Source organism: Agromyces capsici (assembly GCF_058349965.1).
Genome location: NZ_JBYRET010000001.1, coordinates 511,235 through 530,051, shown reverse-complemented (window position 1 = coordinate 530,051; position 18,817 = coordinate 511,235). Strand labels below are relative to the sequence as shown.

Sequence of the window (18,817 nt, the reverse complement as noted above, 5' to 3'; positions counted from 1 at the left end):
CGTCGAGCACGGCGGCCCGGCGCCGCCATCCGTTCTCGCCCGCCCTCCAGCGCGCTCACAGCCCCGACCATAGGATCGACTCATGGCCGGGTTCTGGGGCAAGCGCAAGCGCGAGGAACAGCAGGAGCTCGACGCCGCCGACGCCGATCTGGCGAAGCGGGCGGGAGCGGCGCTCGTCGCGGCCGACGAGCGCATCCGCGTCACGACCGACGAGCTCGACTTCGCCGAGGCCGAGCTCGGGCGCGACGCGACCCGCGGACTGCGCGAGGCGCTCGCCGCGGTGCGCGTGCACATGGGCGAGGCGTTCCGGCTGAACCAGCTCAACTACGACCACATCCCCGACACCGCCGACGAGCTGCGCGCGCGCAACGCGCGCATCATCCAGCTGTGCGAGTGGGCCGAGGACCTGCTCGACCAGCACACGTCCGCCCTCGCCGACAAGATCGCGCGGGCAAGGCGGGCTCCCGAGATCATCGCCGGCGTGCGGGGCGACATCGAGCTGCTGCGCGCCCGCATCCCGCACGGTCGCGATACGGTCGACCGGCTCGCCGCCCGCTACGCCCCGGAGGCCCTCGCCCAGGTGCAGGCCAACCCCGCCGAGGCGGAGCAGCTGCTCGGGTTCGCCGAGCACAGCGTGGGCGTGGCCGAGCGTCGCCGCGAGGCCGGGCAGCGCGAGCAGGCGAACCTCGCACTCGAGGCGGCGACCGAGGCGGTGCGCCGCGCCGCGGCCCTGCTCGACGCGGTCGAGACGTTCGAGGTCGAGGCGCTGCGGGCCGAGTCGACGCTCGCGGCGATCGTCGAGGACTCCCGCGGCGATCTCGTCGTCGCGGCCAAGGAGCCCCCGTCGCCGGCCGTGACCCAGGCGATGGCCGAGCTCCAGTCCGCGCTCGCCGCCCTGCCGGCCGCCGGCGTCAACGCCGACCCCTTCGGCCAGCTGAACCGGCTGCGCGAGGCGAACGGCGGGCTGGATGCCGCGATCGCCGCCGCCCGTGCGCGCGCGGCGCGCCCCATCCCGCCGCTCGAGCACGTGCACCACGCCATCGACGACGCCGACCGCCAGCTCGCCGTCGCCCGCGACCTCATCGCCGGGTACCGCGGCTGGATCGGCGCCGACGCCCGCACCCGCCTCGCCGAGGCCGAGCGCATCCGCCTCGACCTCGACCAGTTCCTCGGCGGGCCCGCGGCGACGGTCACCATGATCGACGAGGACCACCGCGAGCACGCGATGGCGATGGCCCGCCGCATCGCGTACCTCGCCGCCGAGGCCCTGAACTACGCGCGTCGCGACATCGACTCGTCGCGTCCGCAGGATCCCGGGCAGTGGGGCGGCCCCGGCGGCCCGGGCTGGGGCGGCGGCGGCCGGCGCGGCGGCGGGTCCGACGTGATGGGCGGCATCCTCGGCGGGCTCGTCATCGGCAGCATCCTCGACGGCATCTTCGACTGAGGGCGGGCGAGCGGATGGCGCGGGCCGGATGTCGCGGCCTCGGCCCTCCGCGCCCGGCGGCTTCGAGCGGCGATCGCACGATCGAGCACGGGCGAGCGGATGTCGCTGCGCCGATCCTCCGCACCATGGCGTGCTCCGAGCGGCGATCGTACGATGGAGCATGGCCGGGTTCTGGGTCAGGCGCCACCGCGGCGCGCAGGAACCTGAGGTCCACGGCGCCGACCTGGCGAAGCGGGCCGGCTCGGCGCTGCTCGCCGCCGACGAGCGCATCCGCCTCGCGGTCGACGAGTTCGGGTTCGCCGAGGCGGAACTCGGCTCCGACGCGACCGCCGACGCGGCCGAGGCACTCGTCGCCGCGCGCCGGTCTCTCGGCGACGCGTTCCGGCTGAACCGTCTCGCTCGCGACGCGATGCCCGGCACCGCGGATGACGTGCGGGCCCGCTACCTGGAGGTCCTCCAGGTGTGCGAATCGATCGACGCCGCGCTCGATGCGCAGTCGTCCACGCTCGCCGACCGGATGGCACGGGCGCGTCGAGCACCCGAGATCATCGCCGGCGTGCGGGGCGACGTCGAACTGCTCCGCGCGCACGTGCCAGGTGCCCGCGGGACCGTCGAACGCCTCGCCGCGCGCTATGCGCGGGACGCGCTCGCCGAGGTCGAGGCCAACCCCGCGGAGGCCGAGCAGCTGCTCGGATTCGCCGAGCACAGCGTGGGTGTTGCCGAGCGGCGGCGCGAGGCCGGCCGGCGCGACCAGGCGAGCGTCGCGCTCGAGGCGTCCGTCGCGGCGGTGCGCCGGGCCGCGACGCTGCTCGAGGCCGTGGAGTCCTTCGAGGTCGAGGCGCTGCAGGCGGAGTCCGCGCTGGGTGCGGTGGCCGAGGAGTCCCGTCGGGATCTCGCCGCAGCCCTCGCGCTCGCGCCGCCTCGCTCCCCGGCCGTCGCGACGGCGATCGCCGAACTGCAGTCCGCGCTCGGCGCGCTCCCACGGGCCGGCGTCGACACCGATCCGGTCGGCCACCTCGCCCGAATGCGGGCGGCGCATGCGGCGCTGGATGTCGCGACCGCGGCGTCCCGCGAGCGCGCGACCCGTCCGGCCCCGCGCTCGACCCTGCCCAGGCATCCCGTCCACGATGCGCCCGACCTGCACGACGGTCACCCCGTGTACCCGTCGCGCCCGCTCCGCGCCGAACACGACCTCCACCCAGTGCGCCACGCCCTCCGTTCCGCGGACCGCCAGCTCGACGTCGCCCGCGACGCCATCGCCGCCCACCCGGGCTGGATCGGCGGCGAGGCGCTGGCGAGGCTGGCCGAGTCCGAGCGCATCCGGATCGACCTCGGCCACCTCCTCGGCGGCGCCGCGGCGACGTTCACAGTGACCGACGACGTCCACCGAGAGCGGATCGTCGTCCTGGCCCGCCGGGCCGCGTCCCTCGCGAGCGAATCCGTTCAACTCGCGCGCCGCGACATCGACGCGTTCCGTTCGCAGGCCGTCGAGCGCCAGGGCGGCCGGGCTGCGACCGCGTGAGCTCGCGCGGCTCATCCGCGCTGAGGATGTCGCGGACCGGCGACCGAGTGCGTCGGCCCTACGCGAGGTACTACGCATGGCATCCGACCTGCGCCGTCCACGAGTCCCCGGCCAGCCGCGATGGTTTCCTTCGCCTAGCCGGGAGAAAGGTATCCTCGGTCTCCCTTTCTCCCGAGTTGGCGGAGGCGTGCGTCACGAGCAGAGCGTGACGGTGCAGCGCAGGCCGGGGGCCCGCGCGAGCCGGGCGTCGCGCGTGATCAGCGTGGCAGTGGCCTGCGAGTCGCCGCGTGCTCTGGAGTCGTCGAAGCACGTTCGCGATCTCGTACGGGAGCATGCTGGGTCCCAGCAGCCGGGCGCCAGGCTCGGCAGCGATGGAATGCTCCTCCGCCTCGGGGTCGAGCAACAGCGCCAGCGATGGACGACGCCGAGGCGTCGGTGCGCGCCGAGATGCTCGACTTGCTCCGCGCACGCCATGCCTGGCTCGACCTCGGGGCCGTGGCCGACGAGATGATCCGATCGGATGACGCCTTCGACGCCGTCATCGCGGCGCTGGTCGCCCGGGCTCACGCGGTCGGCCGCACCCACGGCGTCCCCCCGGCCGAGCGCGCCCGGGCGGATCGCGAGGGGTGGATCGCGCTTCCGTCGGCCGAGCTCGACGCCCTCCTCGACTCGCCCTGACGATCGCGATCGGGACGCAGCATCCGTTCGGCGAAAAAAATCTCGACGACTGCATCCGATCCTGCCCCGCCCAGGGAAGTACAGGTATCGGGTGAATACGCACCCGCCGACAGAAGGGGAAGTCCAATGAAGCGCATTCTCGCCACCGGATTCATCGCCGCGTTCGCCACGTTCGGCGCCGTCGGCGTTGCCGGGGCCGCCAACGCTGCGCCCGCCGACGCTGCCTGCTTCGGCCAGGTGCACAAGACCATCAACACCGTCGGCGCCCTCGGATTCACGAACGTCGGCGACGTCGTCACCGCCGTCGGCGGCCAGATGAAGAACGAGATCGCCCGGGGCATCTGCGACTGAGCGGTTCTGGCGCTGCTCAGTACCGTCGTCGGCGGCTCGGAAACTGGTGTCCGAGCCGCCGACCTCGTCTCCGCGCGTCGGGCGCCCGGCCCGGCACGGTCGCCTGCACGCGCAGGCATTCGGCGATGGCGGATGTCGCGGGGCGGCGCGCATTCAAATTGTGCGCAGCGGAGTCAGTTGTCATTGCTGCGGGCGGCGTTCAAGAATGTGAACACCGCCCGCCGCGCTCAGACCTTTTGCCAATGAGTAATCGCCGCCGACGCGACCAGGTTCTTTCGCTGGATGACGATCTTGGTGACGTTTGTACCCACGTAATAGATTCGGTCGGCCTGATCCGCCGCGCTCCACAATAGTCGGCCAGCACTGTCATAGAACTTCACCGAATAGAGGGTGCTTCCCGAATTCCAGTTCGTCTTGGTCACCCAGATTCGAAGATTGAAGCTGCTGTGCGGCGTGGAGTACTGCAGCGTCGTTGAGGTTGTCAGCGAGTCCTGGCCGGAGTATGAGTTGCTGAAGGTACTAGCATGCGCCACCGAGGGGCCTGCGAACACGAGAGCGATTGCGGTCGCGGACACGATTACGAACTTTCGTAGCCAACCCCAATGGGTCGATGGTTCTCGTACCTCAGCAGGCGACTGGTGCTCGGCGATAGGATTCATTTCGACTCTCCCCCAGAGTTCTTATCTATCGTCGTCGACGCTGCGCGCCGACAGCTACCTGCTCATGTATATCGGCGGACCCAGGATGCGGCAATAGAAGCGCGCATATGAAGAGACCCACCGCTGAGCGCGCTTTGGAGATTAGGAAGTCTGGTGGCGGGAAAATGGCCGATGGACGAAGGAATCGCACGTTTTCGGTGTCCTCGCAATGCGCGAGATGGCCCTCCAAGTGGGGTGACCTCTCCAATTCGGACTTTCATCCAGGGACACACCGCGAACTTGGCGACCGTACGTTCGGACCGATGTGGAGTTCGCGCAAGACGGCAACCCAGCCGCCAGTCTTCCTCGCCTTGAGATCGCACCGTCCGCACGCGCCGCCGTCTCGCCGCGACCCTCCGGCTCGACCCGGGCATCGCCGACCGACGCGCGCAGCAGCGTGAAGCGGCGTCGTTCGTGCGACGGTCCCGACTTCACGCGGCCGACCGGTGTCCGGGCAGCGCGAAGCGGGCGCGCCCGCCGAGCCGGGGTGTCTGTGCGGGGTCGACGTGCGGCGGTGGCACGAACCACACCTCGGTTCGGGACGCACGGATGCCCCAACCCTCGCGGTGGATGCGGTGGTGGCAGAAGGTGCAGAGCATGACGCCGTTCGAGAGGTCGGTCGGGCCGGCGTCGCGTTCCCACCATCTGATGTGGTGGGCGTCGACGTAGGCGATGTTCTGGCCGCAGAGGCGCATCCGCCGTCGCGCTCGGCGAGCGCGAGTCGCTGGGCCCTGCTGAAGAGCCGTGCCGAGCGGCCCAGATCGAGCGGGACGCCTTCGCCGCCGAGGACCGCGGGGATGAGTTCGGCGTCGGCCGACATCCGCCGGGCCGTGGTTGCCGAGATCGGTTGACCGAGGCCGTCGATGCGCGCGTGTCCGAGACCTGCGACGAGGGTCTCGTGGTCGAGACGCACCACGATGGTGGCCTTCGCGAGCGGGGCGAGTGTCTGTTCGCACCCCAGGGAGTGGCGCGCGATCGCGGCGAGTGCGTCGGCCTGGATCTGCGGAATCGAGCGCGGGTCGTCGACGACCGGACCTGAGCCTGACGCCATCGGTTCGCGACGGCGCAGGGCGTCGCTCACGATCGCCTCGATCGCGGTCTTGATCGGCGCTGCGCTCTCGGGGTCGAGGCGGGCATGCACGTGCACCATGCCTGCGGCGTCTTCGCGAATGGTGAGCGACCGCTCGCCGCGGAGCTGCTCTTCACGCGGTTCGACCCCGTCGCGGTCGAGCCGGGCCTCGGCATCCCGGACGCCGCGCATGAGCAGGTCGAGCGACGCCCGACCGGCGAGATCGACCAGGGCCGCTTCGGCGATGTCGACCAGCTCGGGATCGGCCCGCAACCGCACGCGGTCGAGCATCGAGGTGATCGCGGATGCCGCGTCGACGCCGATGCGGCCGGACCCGAGCGCCGCGGCGACGTGCGGATGCCGCGACGGCAGCAGATCACCGCCGAACGTCTGCCGCTCGGCGGTCGCGGTGCCGACCGCGATGAGTTTCGCCGCGTCGCTGCGGGACGCCCCGGTCGAGGCGGCGATCAGCCGCACCGGGTTGTGGAACCCCTGCGCCCGGGCGAGGCTCGACTGGCCCCGCTCGGCGCTCGACCGCTTCGCCACCTCGGCGGCCACGCGCGCGAGGAGCGCCTCGGTGTCTCGCCGCACCTGCGCGAGCGCGTCGGTCACGCGCACCAGCCCGGCATCGCTCATCTGCGCGACCTCGACCGGGATCGCGCCCTCGACGTGCGCCGCGCCCCCGACCCGAGTCGCGCCGCTGATCGCCCCGCCCGACGGCGGCATCGCGCCGTTCCACACGGCACGCAACGCGTCGACATCGCGTTCGAGTGCCTGCAGCGGTTCCATGGCTCCATCCTGCACGGACCCACCCACATTCGGGTCGCGGCGAAATCACACCCTGGTCAGGAAAATTCCCTGTGGAAAACTTGGGCAGAGAGTCGCCTGTGGAGGACAAGTCGAATCGATCGGCCATGCCGCGGCGAACGACCGGGCGCGCCGAGTCGGCGCGCTTCACGCTCGCGCCGTTCGCTCACGTCCCGGCTCCACGATCTCGCGGCATCCATCGGGCTCGCGGCGGGCTCGGGCTCAGCAACACGACGGCGGAAGGCGCGTGGGCGGCGGAGATTCCTACCCGATGCCGGTCGCGTCGGTCGACGGGCGGCTGACCGTGGTGGCGGATGTCGCGGGAGCGAGGCTGCCCGGCCCGCTGACGGTGGCGGCGGATGTCGCGCGAGCGAGGCTGCCCGGCCCGCCCGCGGTGGTCGAACTCGCCGTCGACGACCGACGACTCAGCGAGCGGCGTGTGCGCCGTCAGCGCACGCCGAGCATCGCGCGCGAACGCGCGACCCTCGGGCGTCGGCGTCCGGTCGCGGTGGCTGAGCGTGGCGGCGGATGTCGCGGGGCAGCCGGGCGGCTTGGGCCGGATGCCGGACTCGCGGCCGATGCCTGAGCAGCACGCGCTCTGGCCGGGGCTCAAGCGTCAGCGGTGACCGCGCAGGCGCTCGACCGCAGCGGCGAGGCGCGGGATGTCGCTTCGCGCTGTCGCCATGACGATGGCGTGCGTTGTGTCGAAGTATCGGTGCGTCAGCACGTCTCGCATTCGAGCGATGTCGGCCCAGGGGATTCCGGGTTCCGTCGCGAGCGCACCCGGGTCGAGGTCCTTCACCGCTTCACCGATCTCGACCAGCCGAATGCGGATGGCATCGAACACGAGGTCCCCGTCGGTGTCGTCTCGGTCGACATAGTCGGCGATGGCTGCACAGGCCACGGCGATATCGAGCAGCCGCTCGAGCTCGCCGCGCGTCACAACGGCACCGCTTCCCGCATCACCCGATCCACGGTGTCGGGCTTGAGGCCCGAGGCAGGCACGATGTCGACCGGCCGACCGAGAGTCGCCTCGGCGGCCGACTGCATCTCCAGCACCGCGAAGAGGCCGACACCCTCGGCAAGGTCCACGAGCAGATCGATATCACTCGTCGTCGTCTCCTCTCCTCGGGCGACGCTGCCGAAGACACGGATGTCGACGGCTCCGAGTGGCGTGAGCTTGTCGCGCAGCTCGGCCGCATGGGCCCGAACCGCATCGAGGAGTCGGCCGCCTTTTGCCGGCGCGACGGTGGCCTCGAGCGTGCATCCGGCCGCCGCGACGAGCCGTCGGAGGGTGCTGAACGCGGGCTCACGCCTGCCGTTCTCGTACGCGCTGACGACGCTCTGCGTGATGCCGGCACGCTCGGCGAACTGCGCCTGGGTGAGGCCCGCAGCCGTGCGTGCTTCGCGGATCAACTCCGCGGCCGTGACCGATCTCATGGAGAGAGTATAGCGAATAGTACGTACAGCGTATTGGCGATATTTCCGGTCATGCCAGCGTGATCGCCGTCGGTCCGACACGCCCGCTTAACCCGTATCGAGTGGGCTCGCAATGGGTCATCCCCGAGCAGGCCTGAGCTGTCGCGAAACCGTCATCACGGCCGATGTCCGCCGCCAATGCCAGGAGCTTCCTGGCTGCCCTCTCCGGTTGCGAGGTCGACGTGCCCGATCCGGTCGTCCGCCGGAGGATCGTGAAGAAGGTCGGCCAGGTCCGCGCAGGCGACGTCGATGTGCAGCGAATCTGGAGCTGGGTCCGTGCGCGATCACCGCGCCTGGCCTTGAGTGCGAGCCCAGCCGATGTATCCGACCTGCTCGACGACCCTCGCCTGGTGCGATCAGGGGTTTCGGACCCGCGCGCGGGGGTGGCGGCATCCGGTGTCGCCGAGGGATATGTCTCCCCGTCTGCCATCGACGAGGTGGTTCGTGAGTACCTCCTCGTCGAGAGCGACCGCCCGAACGTCTGGCTTCATGTCGCTGACGTCGCGCGCGATGATTCGGGCCGCATCCCGATCGGCTTCGTCATCGCCGATCTCCTCGATCACGACGATCCCCGGGAGATCGGCCAGGCCGAGTCGCTGCTCGCGGAACTCAGCCGATGAGTGACGAGTCGCCGCTCGTCACCCTGCCGGCGTTCGGCGGCCCACGCCGAAGGACCGCCAGAGACTTCGATCCATGCTGGTGAAGCCCGAGGAACACCCGGAACTCGTGGCCGGCATCGAGGGCGCGTCGGACGGGCTCCGCCGAATCGCGCTCGCTGTCGGCGAGTAGGGATCCGCAGTCGCCAAGAACGTTCCTTCGACGAAGTGCATCCGAACCCCCTCTCCGAACGGAAGTACAGGTGAAGCACAGGTATCGGGTGATTCCGCACCCGCCGACAGAAGGGGAAGTCCAATGAAGCGCATTCTCGCCACCGGGTTCATCGTCGGTCTGGCCACGTTCGGCTTCGCCGGCGCCGCCCACGCCGCGCCCGCCGACGCCGCCTGCTTCGGCCAGGTGCACAAGACCATCAACACCGAAGGCGCCCTCGGCTTCACGGGTGTCGGCGAGGTCGTCAAGGCCGTCGGCGGCCAGACCAAGAACGAGGTCGCCCGCGGGATCTGCGGCGGCTGAGCCGTCCTGACGCATCTCAGCACCCGCATCGGCGGCTTGGAACCCACGTTTCCGAGCCGCCGACTCGTGCTTCGCGGCATCCGGCCCGCCCGGCGCGATGGTCAGCCGGTGGTCGCAGCGATCGCGCCGATCGCGATAGAGGACGTGGCCCACGCGCCGACCGGGAGCGCGGCGGCAGATCGTGAACGTGAAGGGCGACTGACCTGCGGTCCCAGCGGGTGACGGATGTCGCGGCTCGCGGCCGGCTTCGGCCGGCGCGGCGGTCGACGCGCGGATCCCCGGCGGAACATCCCGCCGGGGATCCGTGATGCGAAACCTGCGAGGTTACTGCTGGGTCTGCGGGTTCAACTGCGTCTTGTGCTTGCCGTCGCCCCGGGCCTCCGGGATGAAGTAGCTGTCGAAGCCCCGGTACAGGCCGTTGCTGTACACGTACCCGTTGTAGGGGTAGGCGGCCCACAGTCCGGCCTCGCCCTCGACCTGCTGCGCGGGGTCGTAGAACGCGACCTCCTCGGGCTGGGTCGGGTCGCTGAAGTCGACGACCGTCACGCCGCCGTTGTACCAGGACGAGACCAGCTTGTTGCCGCCCTGCAGCGGGTAGAACAGGTGCGCCGAGCAGTAGGCCCCGTCCTGGTCGCGTGGGATCTGGAAGCTGCTGTACTTCGCGCCCGTCATGCGGTTGTAGAACCACAGCTGACCCGAGCCGCTGCCGTCGTCACACGTCTGGTTGATCGACTCGTCGCCGAAGACCACGGTGTCCGCCTTGTTGCTGAACATGGCGGAGTGGTAGAACTCGACCTCCGGCTCGTCGACCTCCCAGATGGGATTGAGGGTGTCGGGGTTCTCCGGATCGGAGATGTCCCACAGTTGGCCGACGCTGGAGCACGCGGCACCGGCGAGGTCGTACTTCGGATACACCTGGATGTCGTGGCAGCCCTGCATCGGGTTGAACGCCGGTGGCGGCAGCAGGTCCCAGGTCGGCACGTCGATCGGCACCGTCTTGAGCAGGCTGGTGCCGGCGAGGTCGCCGAGCGGGAGCTCGACGATCGAGATGACCTTGTGGAGCGGGTCCTTGCCGGCCGGGTTGTCGGGGCCGCAGCTCGGACCGCCTCGCAGCGGGTAGGACGACACGTACAGCAGCACGCGGTCGCCGTCGGGGATGCCGGTGTGCGTGTGGGAGCCGCAGTCCGTGTAGACGTTGGACTCGGCCTCCAGCCGGGTGAAGCCGTCGGAGTCGGTCGGCTCGGCGAGCACCTTCGCGAGGCTGAAGACCCGCACGCCCTCCCAGCCGGTCGCGAACGGTGCCGGCACGGCCGTCGAGCTGCAGGTGTCGTCGCTTCGGACCGAGTCGACCGAGAGGACGATCGCGTCGCCCCACACCGAGATGTCGTTCTGTGCGCCGGGGCACCAGACATCCTTCACGAGCTCGGGGTGCGCCGGGTCGCCGATGTCGAAGATCCGGAAGCCGTTGTAGTTGCCGGCGAACGCGTAGTCGCCCTGGAACGCGAGGTCGGACTGCGTGGCCGCGCTGGAGCGCGGGGCGTTGAAGAGGTGGTTGGCGCCCTCACTGTACGTGTCGGGAGCCGGGTTCGAGATCGGGTGCTCGTGGGTCTCCTCCTCGTCACCCGGTGGATGTGCCATGGCCGGGCTCGCGATCGCCGTGGCGACCAGGAGGGCGGCGGTTCCTGCTACTGAGATCAATCGAAGGGACTTCATCGTGTGGCCTCCGCGTCGTTGCAGAATGTCGGCCGCGGGCGCGACCGAGAGCTCCGCCCAGTGCGATGTGGAGCGCGCAAGGCGCAAGCGCGCCCATCCTCTCGACGGCGGATGTCGCGCGTCAAGCCCTTCCGGAATTCCTTCGATTCCCGGTCGGGATGGCGCGACCGCGCGTCCCCCGGTCGGAGGCTTCAGGCGCGCGCGATCGGGGCGAGCGCCTCGCGGGCGCGTGCGGCGTGGGTCGCCGCAGATCGTGGATTCCGGGTCTCGACCCGATCGGGCGAATACGCTCACGTTTCGATGGAGCGGACGCTCGGCGAGCCTGACAAACCTGCCCGTCAAACCGTCGACGGATACCGCGAGCACCTGCAGCGACTCTTCGTCCTCGATCCCGTGCCGGCGGCTCACCCGAGGTCCGAAGCATCACCTCGTCGATCCCGCCCTGGCTGCCCCGCTGCGGGAGGGGTGACGGATGCCGCGGCTCGCGCCCGCTCGGCAACGAGCTGGCGCGCTTCGCGGCATCCGGTCCGGCGCGATGGTCAGCCGGCGATCGCGCTGATCGCGGCAGAATAGGCGGCCCACGCGCCGACCGGGAGCGCGGCGAGCAGGGCCCCGGCCCAGAGCATGCGGCGGCGGCTCGCTCTTCCGATGTCGCGGTGCAGCCGCTCGAACGCGGCGTGATCGACGGCGTCGGTCTCCGCCATCCGCGTCCATGCCGCCGGCTGCGCCGCGACGGCGGCGACGTGCTGCACCTGCTCGGGGGTGAGGGTGACCGGATGTCGCTGCAGCCAGCGCACCAGCTCGTGCTCGCGCAGCGCGACCACGTTGGTCGGGCGCTCGCGCAGCGTCATCCGCTTGGCCCCGACGATCGCGACGATCGGCGTGACGTCGACGGGCAGGCGTGCGGCGACCGAGAGCAGCTTCGACGTTCGCGTCGCCTCGTACGTCGCGTTGCGCAGGTGGTCGGTGGGCTGCCCGTTCACGAGGATGCGCTTCGCGCCCACCCACACGTTCTGTCCGCGGTGGTGCTTGGTGTTGATCGTGAACACCCCGCCCGGCCCGATCACGACATGGTCGAGATCGCTCGACCCGGTCCCGACCGGTACCGAGTGCAGCACGACCCACCCCGGCCCGAGCCCGTCGAGCCGCCGCCCGACCTCGAGTTCGCCGAGCGCGCCGAGGTACCAGGGCTCGGCCTCGCGCCCGAGCGGCGAGACGCCGAAGAACCGCTGCACGGCGTTGTTCGGCGGCGCGGTCGCCTGCACGCGCAGGCACTCGGCGATGACGGATGTCGCGGGGCGGCGGTTGCCCAGAGAACCGCCGACGCTTACGCCAGCAGGGTGCAGGTCAGGCGATGGCGTCATCGATGGGCTTTCGGGTCGGTGGTAGGTCGCTCGATCGTTCCAGCGCGGAGCAAACGGAGGGAATCCCCCGAAAAGGGGTGGCTGGTCAGCTCAGCGAAGGCGTTATCCGAGGCCCCGCGCCACTAGCGTCAGAGAGTGGCGGAAGACCAGGTGCGGATTCTCGGCGAATCGCCTCCCGCCGTGTCGTCCATCGCTCCTTCTCAATCGCCGGACGCGCTTCGCAGGCTCCGACGCTGGCACAGGATGAAGCCCGATCTGGTCTTCTCCGAGGAACACCTCGACCACCTCCGCGATCAGCTCGGGTTCATCGACGCGAGCTGCGACCGCTTCGATGCCGGCGTGCACGCGGAGGCGAAGCGACTCGCGATCGCGGTGCGGGTCCTCGCCTACGACACCACCGTCAGCACCGGGTTGCTCACCCGCATGGGCGCAACCCAGATCCTGCCCTGGGCGGACGGCACGATTCCGAGCGGACCACGGGTCGTGCGGTTGGCGAAGGAGCTCGGCGTCGCGCCGGTCGGCTCGCTTCTCACGGTCATCCCAAGCGAGGCGGATGGGACGTGGGCGCCGGCTTTCTCCCAAGTGCCGTTGGGTCCGCACCGAGTCGGCTTCACATACTGGTGGCAGATCCCGAGGATCTTCGACAATCAGGGCACCGAGGCGTCCCGCCGCGATGTCGTCCTGTGGCTTGCACACCACGACGGCGGCGCCCACGTCGACACTCTCCCGGACGCGTATCGGGCGATCGCCCGCGGCAGCAGCGTCGGTGACTTCTTCAGCCGACTGGGCCGGTCGGCGAAGGACGACTCGCCCGTACCGGCGGCCATGCGCCAGATCGCGGAAGAGATGCGGTTCACGCTGCGGTCGGCTCTGAACGAACTGCTGGGCTGAGCTCGATCAGAGCTCCCACAGCGCCGGCACAGGGACCGCCCAGAGGCGGTCGCCGAACGGGACCACGCGTTGAGCGGTGTTCAGCACGATGCCGGCGGTGAAGCGTTCGCCGAGACGGTCGCGCAGCCCCCTCAGGCCGGTGAAGTGCTCCGACTTCGCAGTCGCTCCGGACTTGACCTCGATCGCGATCACCCGACCGTCGTCGAGTTCGGCGACCACATCGACCTCGAGGCCGGCACGGTCGCGGAAGTGGAACAACTCGAACGGATGACTCGCCCAACGGGATTGCTTCTGGAGTTCGGCCACGACGAATCCCTCGAGCTGCCCGCCGAGATGCGGTGCGCCGGTCGGCTGGGCAAGCGCGTCCGCCGTCAGCCGTGCGAGTCGCGCCGCGAGCGCCGAGTCGGTGACGAACGCCTTCGGTCGCGCGACCTCGCGGCTGGTGAGGTTCGGTGTCCAGGGGCGCAGCAGCCCGATGAGGAACAGCGCCTGCAGGAGATCCAGGCCGACCGTTGCGGCGGTCTCCGGCATCGCCGCATCCCGCGCAAGGCGAGACTTGACGAGCTCGCCCGCCTGTCCGGCCCCGACCAGGCGGAGCAGCGCGGCGAGTCGGCCCGGATCGGATGCACGAGTGAGGTCCCGCGAGTCCCGCGTGAGAAGCCGATCAGAATAGGCATCCAGCCACGCATCACGCATCCGCGGGGACAGCGCCTGGAGTTCGGGGTACCCGCCGACGACGATCCGATCGACCACGCCACGTCGGTCGACGTCGGTTCCGAATCCCGACAGGCTGTTCGGGTCGACAGACACCCGGGAGACGAAGTCGTCGATTCGGCCGGCGATCTCACCCTGGCTGAAACCGTCGAGTCTCACGGTAACCGCGCGACCGGCGAGGCTCTCGGGCGCCCCTGGCATCCGAAGCAGGTCGCTCGATCCGGTGAGGAGGAAGCGGCCGGCGCGTCGGTCGCGATCGATCGCCGCCTTGATGGCGAGCAGCAGCCCGGGAGCTCGTTGCACCTCGTCGATCGCGAGCAGCCCAGACCCGGCCTGGGCGACGAACGTCGCGGGGTCGCCGACCGCGGCGGCGCGCACATCATCGTCATCCAAGGTGACGATCGTCGCCGGCTTCGCCCTCGCGAGTTCGCCGGCGAGCGTGCTCTTCCCAACTTGGCGCGCGCCTTCGATCACGACGGCCGGGAACGTGTCCAGCGCCTCGGCGGCGAACCCGCCGACGTGACGCTTCCGCAGTTCGACCATGGCGCGATGCTAGCCCAGGAGTCACGGATTCGCAGCGTCAAACTCACGGATTCGCATCTCAAAAGTCACGGATTCGCAGTTCTAGACTCACGGTCTCGCTGTCGCTGACGTCGCGGATGCCGTGAAGCCGTCAGATCGTGAATGCGAATGGCGAGTGTGCTGCGGTAGGCGGGCATCGCACCCGGCGCGCTGGTCAGTCAGCCGGTGATCGCGCCGATCGCGGCAGAGTAGGCGCCCCACGCGCCGACCGAAACCGCGGCGAGCAGTGCCCCGGCCCAGAGCATGCGGCGGCGGCGCGCTCGCCCGATGTCGCGGTGCAGCCGCTCGAACGCGGCGTGATCGGCGCTGTCGGTCTCCGCCATCCGCTTCCATGCTGCCGGCTGCGCCGCGACGGCGGCGACGTGCTGCACCTGCTCGGGCGTGAGGGTGACCGGATGTCGCTGCAGCCAGCGCACCAGCTCGTGCTCGCGCAGCACGACCACGTCGGTCGGGCGCTCGCGCAGCGTCATCCGCTTGGCCCCGACGATCGCGACGATGGGCGTCGCGTCGACGAGCATGCGCGCGGCGACCGAGAGCAGCTTCGACGTGCGCGTCGCCTCGTACGTCGCGTTGCGCAGGTGGTCGGTGCGCTGCCCGTTCACGAGGATGCGCTTCGCGGCCACCCACACGTTCTGCCCGCGGTGGTGCTTGGTGTTGATCGTGAACACCCCGCCCGGCCCGATCACGACATGGTCGAGATCGCTCGACCCGGTACCGATCGGTACCGAGTGCAGCACGACCCATCCCGGTCCGAGCCCGGCGAGCCGCTGCCCGACCTCGAGCTCGCCGAGCGCTCCGAGGTACCAGGGTTCGGCCTCGCGCCCGAGCGGCGAGATGCCGAAGAACCGCTGCACGGCGGTGTTCGGCGGCACGGTCGCCTGCACGCGCAGGCATTCGGCGATGACGGATGTCGCGGGGCGGCGGTGCCTGAGAGAATCAGTGGTCACGTTGCGTCGCTTGGGTCGGCGGTAGGGCCGCTCGATCACCCCGCGTCGACGGGCACGATCATCTTGGTGAGCCTCCGGGCGAACGGGCGGGAGCAATCAGCCCTGCGCAGCCCGGGACCGGTTGGTCGCCTCGCGGAGCAGGCCGGCGAGACCGATAGCATCAGCGATCTCATAGAGCTCGGCCTCATCCGGGTGCGATGGCACTACGGAATCCCATGCAGCCAGTGGTTCTGGATGCCTCAGCGAAGCTGCCCGGCGTGCGGATCCATCGAGCAAGCTTTCTCCGCGCGGCGCTGAAGCGATATTGCTCCGAAGAACAGATCGAACGTGCAGTCGCTGAGACCCCCGCCGCGGCCGGAGTCCCTTTCGAGGTGATCACCGAGATCGCGAACTCCTCCATCACATTCGAAACCAGCAAGGTGACGGGAATCTCCACACTTGCCGGCATACCAGGTGGGTTCGCAATGATCGGCACGGTGCCGGCAGACCTTGTGCAATATTTCGGCCATGTACTTCGGATCGCCCAGAAGCTCGCCTACATCTACGGCTGGCCCGACCTGTTCGCCGACGACGGCGATGAAGTCGATGAGGCAACCGAGAGCATTCTCACCCTCTTCGTGGGCGTGATGTTCGGCGTCCAGATGGCACAAGCCGGAGTGTCGAGAGTGTCGGCTATGATCGCCGGGCAAGTACTCAAGAAGCTGCCGCAGCAGGCCCTTACCAAGGGGACCATCTACCCCGTTGTCAAGAAGGTCGCGTCATACCTCGGCATCCGGCTGACAAAGCAGCTCTTTGCTGGCGGCGTCGCAAAGCTCGTTCCCGTCGTAGGAGCCGTGCTCTCCGGTGGAATCACCCTCGCGACCTTCCTGCCGATGTCGAAGCGGTTGCAGAAGCACCTGGCGAGTCTGGAGCTTACGAAGCCGGGACACCGATTGGTCGACGACGGCCTCGTGGACGCGGAAGTCGTCGAGGACGTCGCATAGGCATCGGCAGTGACCCGAGCTCCTTCCCACCGAATGTTCCGGCCCACGACTGCCGCATGGTCTACCCGGCCGCCGAGGGCACTGGCCGGAGAGGGCATGGGGCCTCGAAAATCTACTCGTCGGGCGTTTCGTCCAGTGCGGATTCCTCCCCGTCGGTGGCCGCGAGGTAAGCGGCACGGAGATCGTCGATTGTCCGCTTCTGCTGAGGATCCACCAGCCGAAACCACCAGCCGGCTTCCGACTGGGAGCCAGTGACGGCCTTGGCGGCTGCGCTCGGGGTAGAGAATGGCGTCCCGTCTACTCAGAGACTGCCGTCCTCGCTGACCTCCGCGGTGCGACCAGCCACCGCTTTGGACCGAGCCCATAGCATCGCGCCAGGTTGGATCAGTCCCGCTCGTACTAGATCGGCCATCTCGACCCGATACTGCATTCGATCGGTTGCATCCGGTGACGAGACACGATGGTCGGCATCGGCGTCCTGCTTCTGCTGGAGTCTTCATCCGGTGGATCATCGGCCGTCGACACTGCGCTCGCAGGTGCGGAGTGCAAACCGCGCGATCATGGCGACGCCGTACTGAGATCGTGAGCGGAACTCTAGCTCACTCGCTATCGTCAACACATGACCAATCCTGACCTGACCGGTGTTGGTTGGCTCGTCGCATCCAATTCCGCAACTTTCAAGGCGGACGCCGCCTTCGCTCAGCTCGGGGAGATCGACTGGAGCGAGACGAAGTCCGCGGGAATCGAGATCGGTGACCACATCTACCTGTACGGGACGGCGCCAATCAGCGCCCTGACGCATGAATGCGTCGTCGTGGACCGCGGCATCCCCTTCGGGAGCGTGATCGATGATCGTGAGTTCTGGGGTAACCCAGCGGCTTTCGAGGAACGACGGAATAGAACATGGATGCGGCTCCGGCTACACCGCGCATTCTCGGCCCTGGAACGTGAAGCGCTTTCGCTCCGCGCGCTGATGCAGCATGGACTGCGTTCAGCACCACAGGGCCGAATGCGCGTTCCCGACGACACGGCCGCATACATTGGGACAGTGCTCACTTCCGAGGGTGAGCCGAACGATGCATTGGCCGAGAACGCGCCTGTCGACGCCGACCAAGTCGTGGCGTTCAGTCGAGCGATTCGAGACGGCCAGTTCTCTGTGCCAGATCGATACATATCGGCGAAGACTCGAGGCAGTGCGCAGCGAGCTTTCGCTGAGGTCGTAAAGCGCAACTACGGCTATCGTTGCGCTATAACTGGAATCACCAGCCGTGAGTTCTTGGTGGCCTCTCATATCGTTCCTTGGTCGAGCGACGAGGAGATTCGGCTCGACCCATGCAACGGAATCTGCCTTTCAACTCTCGTGGATCGCGCCTTCGACCTGGGATTCATCGCCATCACACGGGATAGTCGAGTGCAGGTCATCCATGACCGGCTTGCCCGCGATAGCGCCCTGGCGGCGATCCTGCTGCCCCTCGATGGCAGTCGCCTTGAGCTTCCCTCGAACGATCCGCCCAAGGCGGAGTATCTCGAGCGTCGACTCAGCCTCTGAGACACGTCTGCTGCCTTGCGCCTTCGGCCAGTCAGGTCTCCGGCGCGAGTGGGATGGAGCCTTGACCTCTGCGACGTAAAGCTCGCTAGCGCACGGACTTGCCATTGACCGCACCAGACGGGAAAGGAACGCGGAGAAGCTCGCCGCACCGCTCGTCTGGTGGGCGAGCCTGATCGACGAGAATACCGTCGAGCAGGCCCGCACGTCGTCGAGGATGCCGTTCACCGACCCGCACGTCGCGCTGATGCCCGACGCGCACCTGGGCCTCGGCGCCACGGTGGGCTCGGTCATCCCGACGCGCGGCGTGATCATACCGGCCGCGGTCGGGGTCGACATCGGCCGCGGCATGATCGCCGTGAAGAGGCATTTCGCGGCATCCGACCTGCCCTCCGACCGGAAGGCGGTGCGCGAGCAGATCGAGCGGGCCATCCCGCTGTCGGTCACGCCGACCGAAAGGTCGTAGCGATCGCCGAGCCTCGCATCGCCGAGCTCGAGTCGCTCGCCGAGGCGAAGGGGTTCGATCCGGGCCGATACGCCGGAAACTGGCGGCTGCAGCTCGGGTCGCTCGGCAGCGGCAATCACTTCATCGAGATCTCGCTCGACGAGACGGATGCTCTGCACAGTGGAGCAGTGCAGGTCACTCCCTACGTGTCGGCCGCGTCGACCGGTGGCCGACACAATGGTCATGTGGACGAGTGCATGCATGGGATGGAAATGGAATGGTGCGATATCTGCACGACGCGAGCCGAGAGCGCCGCAAGCGTTCGAAACGGTGCGTATGGCTTCCACGGCGGTGAGACAAAACAGGACGTTCTGAACGACGTCTGTGACTTGCTTGGGGTGCAGCGGATGTCAGTGTCAGTCGGTTCTAGTCTTCCGAGCGAGGTGTTCATGG

Annotated in this window: 18 protein-coding genes and 2 pseudogenes; 11 read left to right on the top strand and 9 right to left on the bottom strand. The window is 69.1% G+C overall.

Features of this window, described 5'->3' with window-relative positions:
* Positions 1 to 82 precede the first annotated feature (82 nt).
* The 4 genes from AC3RKB_RS02615 (at position 83) to AC3RKB_RS02600 (ending at position 3,995) form a co-directional block, all read left to right on the top strand.
* Positions 83 to 1,444 (top strand): hypothetical protein, encoded by a 1,362-nt coding sequence (locus tag AC3RKB_RS02615; protein ID WP_491434418.1) that lies wholly within the window; start codon positions 83 to 85, stop codon positions 1,442 to 1,444.
* Positions 1,445 to 1,604: 160 nt separating this feature from the next.
* Positions 1,605 to 2,966, top strand: a complete 1,362-nt coding sequence (locus AC3RKB_RS02610) for a hypothetical protein (RefSeq protein ID WP_491434417.1) — start codon at positions 1,605 to 1,607, stop codon at positions 2,964 to 2,966.
* Positions 2,967 to 3,380: 414 nt separating this feature from the next.
* Complete coding sequence (locus AC3RKB_RS02605) at positions 3,381 to 3,644, top strand: DUF429 domain-containing protein (protein WP_491434416.1); 264 nt, start codon at positions 3,381 to 3,383, stop codon at positions 3,642 to 3,644.
* A gap of 126 nt (positions 3,645 to 3,770) precedes the next feature.
* Positions 3,771 to 3,995, top strand: coding sequence for a hypothetical protein (locus AC3RKB_RS02600; protein WP_491434415.1), 225 nt, complete (start codon positions 3,771 to 3,773; stop codon positions 3,993 to 3,995).
* Between the two features lie 227 nt (positions 3,996 to 4,222).
* On the opposite strand, the gene AC3RKB_RS02595 is transcribed toward AC3RKB_RS02600, so the two are convergent.
* From AC3RKB_RS02595 to AC3RKB_RS02585, 3 genes and pseudogenes are all read right to left on the bottom strand, one after another.
* Positions 4,223 to 4,570 carry a hypothetical protein gene (locus AC3RKB_RS02595; RefSeq protein WP_491434414.1) on the bottom strand — a complete coding sequence of 116 codons (348 nt, stop codon included), beginning with the start codon at positions 4,568 to 4,570 and terminating at the stop codon, positions 4,223 to 4,225.
* Between the two features lie 554 nt (positions 4,571 to 5,124).
* On the bottom strand, positions 5,125 to 5,388 hold the full coding sequence (locus tag AC3RKB_RS02590) for an HNH endonuclease (protein WP_491436736.1): 264 nt from the start codon (positions 5,386 to 5,388) through the stop codon (positions 5,125 to 5,127).
* Between the two features lie 17 nt (positions 5,389 to 5,405).
* Positions 5,406 to 6,398 (bottom strand): annotated as a pseudogene (locus tag AC3RKB_RS02585) (DUF222 domain-containing protein); the annotation flags it as partial.
* Between the two features lie 442 nt (positions 6,399 to 6,840).
* Here AC3RKB_RS02585 and AC3RKB_RS02580 point away from each other — a divergent pair.
* Positions 6,841 to 7,155, top strand: coding sequence for a hypothetical protein (locus tag AC3RKB_RS02580; RefSeq protein ID WP_491434413.1), 315 nt, complete (start codon positions 6,841 to 6,843; stop codon positions 7,153 to 7,155).
* Between the two features lie 30 nt (positions 7,156 to 7,185).
* On the opposite strand, the gene AC3RKB_RS02575 is transcribed toward AC3RKB_RS02580, so the two are convergent.
* On the bottom strand, positions 7,186 to 7,512 hold the full coding sequence (locus AC3RKB_RS02575; RefSeq protein WP_491434412.1) for a HepT-like ribonuclease domain-containing protein: 327 nt from the start codon (positions 7,510 to 7,512) through the stop codon (positions 7,186 to 7,188).
* Complete coding sequence (locus AC3RKB_RS02570; RefSeq protein WP_491434411.1) at positions 7,509 to 8,009, bottom strand: helix-turn-helix domain-containing protein; 501 nt, start codon at positions 8,007 to 8,009, stop codon at positions 7,509 to 7,511. The genes AC3RKB_RS02575 and AC3RKB_RS02570 overlap by 4 nt, the downstream gene beginning before the upstream one ends.
* A 164-nt stretch (positions 8,010 to 8,173) precedes the next feature.
* Here AC3RKB_RS02570 and AC3RKB_RS02565 point away from each other — a divergent pair, with 164 nt between their 5' ends.
* Together AC3RKB_RS02565 and AC3RKB_RS02560 are read left to right on the top strand one after the other, a co-directional pair.
* The gene (locus tag AC3RKB_RS02565) at positions 8,174 to 8,668 is read left to right on the top strand and encodes a hypothetical protein (protein ID WP_491434410.1); all 495 of its coding nucleotides are present in this window, start codon (positions 8,174 to 8,176) and stop codon (positions 8,666 to 8,668) included.
* 292 nt (positions 8,669 to 8,960) lie between these two features.
* Complete coding sequence (locus AC3RKB_RS02560; protein WP_491434409.1) at positions 8,961 to 9,179, top strand: hypothetical protein; 219 nt, start codon at positions 8,961 to 8,963, stop codon at positions 9,177 to 9,179.
* 324 nt (positions 9,180 to 9,503) lie between these two features.
* Here AC3RKB_RS02560 and AC3RKB_RS02555 read toward each other — a convergent pair whose 3' ends face one another.
* Positions 9,504 to 10,817 carry an LVIVD repeat-containing protein gene (locus tag AC3RKB_RS02555; RefSeq protein WP_491434408.1) on the bottom strand — a complete coding sequence of 438 codons (1,314 nt, stop codon included), beginning with the start codon at positions 10,815 to 10,817 and terminating at the stop codon, positions 9,504 to 9,506.
* A 614-nt stretch (positions 10,818 to 11,431) separates the two neighbouring features.
* Entirely contained in the window at positions 11,432 to 12,256 is an 825-nt protein-coding gene (locus AC3RKB_RS02550; RefSeq protein ID WP_491434407.1) for a nuclease-related domain-containing protein, read from the bottom strand.
* A gap of 135 nt (positions 12,257 to 12,391) precedes the next feature.
* Here AC3RKB_RS02550 and AC3RKB_RS02545 point away from each other — a divergent pair, with 135 nt between their 5' ends.
* Positions 12,392 to 13,147 carry a hypothetical protein gene (locus AC3RKB_RS02545; protein ID WP_491434406.1) on the top strand — a complete coding sequence of 252 codons (756 nt, stop codon included), beginning with the start codon at positions 12,392 to 12,394 and terminating at the stop codon, positions 13,145 to 13,147.
* Between the two features lie 6 nt (positions 13,148 to 13,153).
* Here AC3RKB_RS02545 and AC3RKB_RS02540 read toward each other — a convergent pair whose 3' ends face one another.
* Both AC3RKB_RS02540 and AC3RKB_RS02535 read right to left on the bottom strand, forming a co-directional pair.
* Entirely contained in the window at positions 13,154 to 14,404 is a 1,251-nt protein-coding gene (locus AC3RKB_RS02540; RefSeq protein ID WP_491434405.1) for an ATP-binding protein, read from the bottom strand.
* Between the two features lie 197 nt (positions 14,405 to 14,601).
* Positions 14,602 to 15,390 (bottom strand): nuclease-related domain-containing protein, encoded by a 789-nt coding sequence (locus AC3RKB_RS02535; protein WP_491434404.1) that lies wholly within the window; start codon positions 15,388 to 15,390, stop codon positions 14,602 to 14,604.
* A gap of 224 nt (positions 15,391 to 15,614) precedes the next feature.
* Between AC3RKB_RS02535 and AC3RKB_RS02530 the strand changes: the two genes are divergently transcribed.
* The 3 genes and pseudogenes from AC3RKB_RS02530 to AC3RKB_RS02520 all read left to right on the top strand — a co-directional run.
* Positions 15,615 to 16,373 carry a hypothetical protein gene (locus tag AC3RKB_RS02530; RefSeq protein ID WP_491434403.1) on the top strand — a complete coding sequence of 253 codons (759 nt, stop codon included), beginning with the start codon at positions 15,615 to 15,617 and terminating at the stop codon, positions 16,371 to 16,373.
* Positions 16,374 to 16,992: 619 nt separating this feature from the next.
* On the top strand, positions 16,993 to 17,922 hold the full coding sequence (locus tag AC3RKB_RS02525; protein WP_491434402.1) for an HNH endonuclease: 930 nt from the start codon (positions 16,993 to 16,995) through the stop codon (positions 17,920 to 17,922).
* Between the two features lie 103 nt (positions 17,923 to 18,025).
* Positions 18,026 to 18,552 (top strand): annotated as a pseudogene (locus tag AC3RKB_RS02520) (RtcB family protein); the annotation flags it as partial.
* Between the last annotated feature and the right edge of the window lie 265 nt (positions 18,553 to 18,817).